This window comes from Niveispirillum sp. (assembly GCF_017996735.1).
Taxonomy (GTDB): domain Bacteria; phylum Pseudomonadota; class Alphaproteobacteria; order Azospirillales; family Azospirillaceae; genus Niveispirillum.
The window spans coordinates 1-5,803 of record NZ_JAGOGJ010000229.1 but is presented as its reverse complement, the minus strand read 5'-3'; the positions used below and the strand labels follow the sequence as shown (position 1 = coordinate 5,803).

Sequence of the window (5,803 nt, the reverse complement as noted above, 5' to 3'; positions counted from 1 at the left end):
CGTTCGTGAAGGTGTGGGACGTGCTGATCCGTGGCATCACCCTGCCGCCGGCCGTGGCCAAGGCCATTGAGCATAAGAACGAGGCGAAGCACACCAACGAGGCTTATGATTACCGCCTGATGAGCGAAGCCAAGGAAGCGCAGCGCAAGCTGATCGAAGCCGAAGGCATCGACAAGTTCCAGCGCAAGGTGGCGCCGGGCCTGACCGACAATTACCTGCGCTGGGAAGGGATACAGGCCACCAGGCATCTGGCCAATTCCCAGAACAGTAAGGTCATCGTCATCGGCGGCGGTGCCGGCGGGCTGCCCGTCATTCTGGGTAATCTGGACGATGGCAAGCCGGGAACGCCCGCCAAGGCGGCGGGTGACGAGACAGGGAAGACGGAAGCCGCCCAAGCGCCAAGGCCGAAGGCACCGCCCGCCCCGCCGCCCGTCATCCCTACCAAGCCATAGGCGGCAAAAGGGTACGCGGATCAAACGTCGAACCATTATTACCGGGGGTGCAGGCCATCGCCGTGTCAACCGTCGCGTTGAGAGCTGGATCAGGCCTTGACGGGCGCTTCCATGCTCCTCATGAGTATAGTGATCTGGAAACCCGGAGGTAGTTATGGCTGACGAAGCGAAGAACGAAACCGACAATGTTGGCGAGCCCTCGGCGGTGGCTGCCGACGCCGGGTCCGGAGTGACGGAAACGGTTGTTCTGCCTTCAGCAAAGGAGCTGGCGGCCCTTGCCAAGGTTCGCCAGTTCATGGTCTGGTCGGCCGCCGGCGGATTGGTGCCCGTTCCCGGCCTTGATGTGGCCGCCCTTTTCGCCATTCAACTGAAGATGCTGTCGGAAATCGGCAAGATCTATGACGTGCCCTTCAAGCGGGAGCAGGTCACGCGCGTGGCCGGTTCGCTGGTGGGCAGCTTCGGATCGGTCGCGACGGCGCAGATGACCAGCGTGGCGATCAAGCATATTCCGTTGATCGGCACCCTGGCCTCGGCTTTCTGGCAGCCGGCGGTCGCCAGCGCCACCACCTGGGCGTTGGGCAAAGTCTTCATCCGGCACTTCGAAGCCGGCGGCACATTCCTTGATTTCGACCCGCAGAAGGCAGGGTCGTATTTCCGTGCGCAATATGAAGCAGTACGGGCCGGTACCACGACAACCCGTGCGGAGGCTGCGTAACCTCTCCAGGGGCGAAAACGCTGCTGGCTGAGATCGATGCCGGCCCCATCGCTTGCGGTCTTTCAAGGCTTATCTTCTCCAATCAGCCTTGAACGATGTTTCAGGACGCTTGCAAAATTCCTGTCGGTCATCCCCGCGATGACCGGCGGGCTATTCCACCCGGTAATCAGCGGCTTGAAAGAGTGACCAGTGGTCACTCTTTCAAGCCCTTCAATCACTAGGCGCCCACATCCGTGGGCTCGGCCACGCCGCACGAGCGGCGCGGCGCCGGCGGGCGCGATGCCGACGGTCAAACATGTCGACCGTCGGTATAGGCCGGTGCCGTATCCCCCTGGATGGGGTTGCTCAACACGCCGATCCCGTCGATCTCCACCTCCACCCTGTCGCCGGGGCGCATATGTACCAGGCCGGGTGTCTTGAAGGTGCCGAACTGCCGGGACAGGTCGCGGCCATCCACATCATCCTCGGCGGGGTGCAGGGCGCCCGGCGTGCCCATGGCGATCAGGTCGCCGGGACGCAGCGTATAGGCTTGCGACAGATAGGCGATGGTGCCGGCCACGTCGAACAGCATATCGTCCAGCGGCGCATCCTGGCGCGTCACGCCATTGACGCGGGTTTTCACCCGGTGGCGGGCCGGATCGCCGAATTCATCGGCCGTCACCAGCCAGGGGCCATAGCTGCCCGACGCCTCGAAATTCTTGCCCAGGCCGAACTGACGGTTATGGTGCTGATATTCCCGCACCGACCCCTCGTTCAGGCAGCTATAGCCCGCCACATGGTCCAGCGCCCGGTCGCGCGGGATATGCCGCCCGCCGCGCCCGATCACCACGGCCAGCTCGCCTTCATAATCAAAGGCGCGGGCTACATCCTCATGCGGGGCCAGGATCGGCTCCCCATGCCCGACATAGGAAGCGGCGGTGCGCAGGAACAGGTGTGGATGCAGGCGCGAGGTGGTCAGGCCCGTCTCCTCGATATGCGTCTTGAAGTTCAGCGCCAGCGCCCACAGCGCATTGGCCCGGCCCAGGAAGGGTTTCAGCCGGGCATCGGCCAGGGCCTGCGTGCCCGCCCGTCCCGCCACGGCCGCCCGCACCCGGTCCAGCCCGTCCGGCATCGCTAGAATGGCGACAAGGTCGGATGGCAGGTCGGGGGCGGCGTCGGCCAGGGGGATGAAGCTGTCCGTGCCATCCATGACGCCCAGCGCCGTGCCGGCGCCGGACTGATAGGCGATGATCCGCATGGGGAATTCCTTTCGTGAAAACGCCCGGCACCCGCATCGCGGGCGCAAATAGGGGGTGTTGCGTGACCGGCCGGTCAGGACCGGTCACGTCTGGAAAACTCGGATTGTGGGTTCATGCCGGCCGCCGCCGCGCCAGTCGGCGCGGATACCATCGGTCAAACATTTTGACCGATGGTATCGGGCGGTCAGGCGCCGGTGCTGGCGCCGATGCTTTCGATAGCCTGCTTCACCACGGCCTCATCCACGGCGGACGGGGCGCCGCTGGCCCCCATGGCGCCCACCAGCACGCCGCCGATGAAGATCGGCAGGCTGCCCTGGGCCGGCAGCATCGGGGCGCCGAACCCCAGGGCGGCGGCATTGCCCCAGACCATGGGGTTTTCCTGATAGCGGGCGGCCAGCGCGCCGCCCGGCTGTCCACCCGTGGCGACGCTGGCAAAGGCCTTGCCGCGCGCCACCTCGATGGTGATGAAGGGGGCGCCGTCCATGCGACCGGCGGCGACCAGATGGCCGGCACTGTCCACCACCACAAAGGACAGCTTTGCCCCGCGTTCCCCCGCGATGCCCATGGCGGCATCGATCAGGGTGGCGGCCTGGCCGTAGCGGATCAGGCTGCGCACGGGCTGTGCCTGTTCAGGAATGCTCATCTCAATTCTCCGAAGGATTGGCGGCCCGCCAGCGGGCCAGCATCAGGACGGCCAGCGCCGCGATGGCGGCCGGCACGGCAATGGCGAGATAGGTGGTGGTCGCGGGCCAGGCCAGCGCGACCACCAGCCCGGTCAGCAGCGGCCCCAGGAACCCGCCGATACGGCCGGCCCCCAGCGCGAAGCCCACACCCGTGGCCCGGATCGCGGATGGGTACAGCCCGCTGGATACCGCGATCAGGGCGCCGGCCCCCGCCGACCCGAAGAAACCCGCCGCCAGCGTGGCGACCGACAGGGTGGCCACCGTATCGATGGACAGACCCATGGACAGGATGGCCAGCGCCGATCCCGACAGCGCCAGGCACAGGGCCGTCAGCGGCTTCAGCCGGCCCATCAGCGCGCCCAGCGCCAGGGTGCCGGTGATGGCGCCGACATTGTGCAGGGCCAGCATGGAGGTGGCGACGCCCGACGCATGGCCGGCACCTGCCAGCAATGTCGGCGTCCAGAAGATGGTGACGATCAGGCTCATCCAGCCGCCGAAGGAGGCCAGCCACAGCCACATCGTGCCCTGCCAGCGTCCCCGGGCGAACAGGGCATCGGCCGTGCCGCCCGTTGCCCTGGTGGCGGCAACCTTGCCCGTCTCCCGCGATTCCGGCAGGAACCGGACCATCACGGGCACCAGCAGCAGTGGCGCCACCCCGCCGATGTAAAAGACGCTGCGCCAGCCGGCGCTGTCCATCAACTGCCCGGCCGTCAGGGCCGCCACCATGCCACCCAGGGGAACAGCTGCCCACATCATGGTGACAATCCGGTCCCGTTTGGCGGGCGGGGCATATTCCGATGCCAGGCTGACAAAGTTAGGCGTCGCCCCACCCAGCCCGATGCCGCCCAGCACCCGGATGACGAACAAGGCCTCATAGGACGGAGCGAAGGCCGTGGCGAGCGAGCAGAGGGAGAACATCACGACGGTGATCAGCAATATGCGCTTGCGTCCGAACCGGTCACCCATGGGCCCCAGCAGCAGGGCGCCCAGCAGGAACCCGATCTGCGAGGCGCTGAAAATCAGGCCCAGATCCTGGATGGGAAAGCCCAGGCTGGCCGCGATATGCTTGGCGGTCGGGCTCAGTGCCTGGGTGTCGAACCCGTCCAGGAACCCGACCAGGGCGCAGATCAGGATGACGCGGGCCGCCGATACGGGAGCCGCCGCTTGTGTGCTCGCGGTCATCACATCCCCCCGGTGCGGATGGCGTTGGAAATGCGGGCCGCGTGATCGGCGCTGAAGATTGCCTTGGGCAGCAGGCCCTGCACAGCCTTGGCCGGCTTCACGACATAGTTGGTATGGCTCTGCCGTGCGAACTGGCTGGCCCGGAAACTGCCGGCCAGGCTGGTGATGGAATAGGCGTCGCCCTTGTCCAGGCCCAGCGCCTCGGACAGCCGCGCCACCATGCGGCGCACGGCCATCACCATCGCGTCATCCAGGCTGTCGCCATAGCCCAGCACGGCCCAATGGGTCGGCGTCTCGCCCATGGGGCCGGGCACGCGCACCCCCTTGTGCAGCACATACTGGATGCGCAGATCCTCCATGGCCGTCTCGATGGCGGTCTGGTTCACCACGCCGTCGCCCTGCACCGCGTTGCTGTCCCCGGTCCAGAGATTGCCGCCCGCCTGCTGCACCGGCAGGAAAAGGGACGTGCCCTCGCCCAGTTCCGGCATCAGGATGTTGCCGCCATAATCGCCCGTCAGGATGGCGCTGACCGGCGCCTCGCCATTGGGCTGCGTCGCCATCACACCCTGGAACGGGGCCAGTGGCAGACGGATGCCGGGCGCGAATTCCGCATGCCGTCGGTCGGCATCAAAGCGGAAATATTTCAGATAGGGCTTGTCGAAATCCTCCGGAATGGCGCCCACGCCCAGCGGCGCGGAATTCCAGCCCCAGTCGATGGGGCGCAGACGCAGCATGCGGCATTCGATCGTGTCGCCCGGCTCCGCCCCCTCCACGGCCACGGGGCCGATCAGGGAGAAGGGGCCCTCGCGATATTGTTTGCGGATCGGTTCCCGCTCCTCGAACGACATGCCGTATTTCGGCTTGTTGCCCCAATGCAGCCAGGTATCGGGGTAATGGACCACATCGCCGGACCGGATGGTCAGCACCGGTTTCGCGGCGGGGTCCAGGACCCCGGACCGGATCGTCTGCGGGGTGGAGGCCAGGGTGTGGAGACGGCCCAGCCGGGTGGGGTCGAACACGCGGGTTGCGTCAGCGCCGGTCTTCGCGGACGCCCCGGCCGGCAGCAGGCCGGCGACGCCCGCGACGGCGGCGATGCGGGCCAGGGCGCGGCGGCTCAGCTTTTCGGCCGGCGGCGCAAGGGGCACGGGTTCCTGGATGGTTTCTGTCATGTTTGATCCTCCCATGCGGGCGATCATACATGCCTGTGACTTCAGGTGCTTGCCGTGGCGTCCAATTGCTTGTCGGATCGTCCGTTGAGCTTGGCCCCCGCGTATCAGAAACCTGCTTCGCGTCTGATGATGGCGATTGAGTTTGTGATGATTTTGGTTGCTGGGCTTTGTCGGTCTGCGGTGATGTGGACCTGTCCGCGCAGGGCGATGGGGATTGGGTTTTGGTCTTGGTGTGTTGCGGTGAGGGTGACGCGGTAGATGGCTTGTTCGGGGACGGGTCCGGCTTTGTGGTCGGGGAGGGCGGCGATGCCGCCGCCCTGGGTTGAGGCGAGTTCGGGGATGGGGGCGAGGCGGGTTGTGGCGG

At 66.5% G+C, this 5,803-nt stretch carries 6 protein-coding genes and 1 pseudogene; 2 read left to right on the top strand and 5 right to left on the bottom strand.

Annotation, left to right across the window (positions count from 1 at the left end; genetic code table 11):
• Together KBA48_RS32060 and KBA48_RS32055 are read left to right on the top strand one after the other, a co-directional pair.
• A pseudogene (locus KBA48_RS32060) lies at positions 1–452 on the top strand (prohibitin family protein); the annotation flags it as partial.
• A gap of 154 nt (positions 453–606) precedes the next feature.
• Complete coding sequence (locus KBA48_RS32055; RefSeq protein WP_292912735.1) at positions 607–1,167, top strand: YcjF family protein; 561 nt, start codon at positions 607–609, stop codon at positions 1,165–1,167.
• Between the two features lie 289 nt (positions 1,168–1,456).
• On the opposite strand, the gene KBA48_RS32050 is transcribed toward KBA48_RS32055, so the two are convergent.
• From KBA48_RS32050 to KBA48_RS32030, 5 genes are all read right to left on the bottom strand, one after another.
• Entirely contained in the window at positions 1,457–2,404 is a 948-nt protein-coding gene (locus KBA48_RS32050; RefSeq protein WP_292912734.1) for a fumarylacetoacetate hydrolase family protein, read from the bottom strand.
• Between the two features lie 185 nt (positions 2,405–2,589).
• Positions 2,590–3,048 carry a heme-binding protein gene (locus tag KBA48_RS32045; RefSeq protein ID WP_292912733.1) on the bottom strand — a complete coding sequence of 153 codons (459 nt, stop codon included), beginning with the start codon at positions 3,046–3,048 and terminating at the stop codon, positions 2,590–2,592.
• Position 3,049: 1 nt separating this feature from the next.
• On the bottom strand, positions 3,050–4,270 hold the full coding sequence (locus KBA48_RS32040) for an MFS transporter (RefSeq protein WP_292912732.1): 1,221 nt from the start codon (positions 4,268–4,270) through the stop codon (positions 3,050–3,052).
• On the bottom strand, positions 4,270–5,439 hold the full coding sequence (locus tag KBA48_RS32035) for an acetamidase/formamidase family protein (protein ID WP_292912731.1): 1,170 nt from the start codon (positions 5,437–5,439) through the stop codon (positions 4,270–4,272). Before KBA48_RS32035 ends, KBA48_RS32040 begins: the two co-directional genes overlap by 1 nt.
• Before the next feature lie 104 nt (positions 5,440–5,543).
• Positions 5,544–5,803: hypothetical protein (locus KBA48_RS32030; RefSeq protein WP_292912730.1), on the bottom strand; the 260-nt coding region annotated here is incomplete at its 5' end.

What these genes read in the sequence shown, in the direction of transcription:
- KBA48_RS32055 (WP_292912735.1), top strand. Translation starts at nt 607, where the DNA reads ATGGCTGACGAAGCGAAGAACGAAACCGACAATGTTGGCGAGCCCTCG.
- KBA48_RS32050 (WP_292912734.1), bottom strand. Translation starts at nt 2,404, where the DNA reads ATGCGGATCATCGCCTATCAGTCCGGCGCCGGCACGGCGCTGGGCGTC.
- KBA48_RS32045 (WP_292912733.1), bottom strand. Translation starts at nt 3,048, where the DNA reads ATGAGCATTCCTGAACAGGCACAGCCCGTGCGCAGCCTGATCCGCTAC.
- KBA48_RS32040 (WP_292912732.1), bottom strand. Translation starts at nt 4,270, where the DNA reads ATGACCGCGAGCACACAAGCGGCGGCTCCCGTATCGGCGGCCCGCGTC.
- KBA48_RS32035 (WP_292912731.1), bottom strand. Translation starts at nt 5,439, where the DNA reads ATGACAGAAACCATCCAGGAACCCGTGCCCCTTGCGCCGCCGGCCGAA.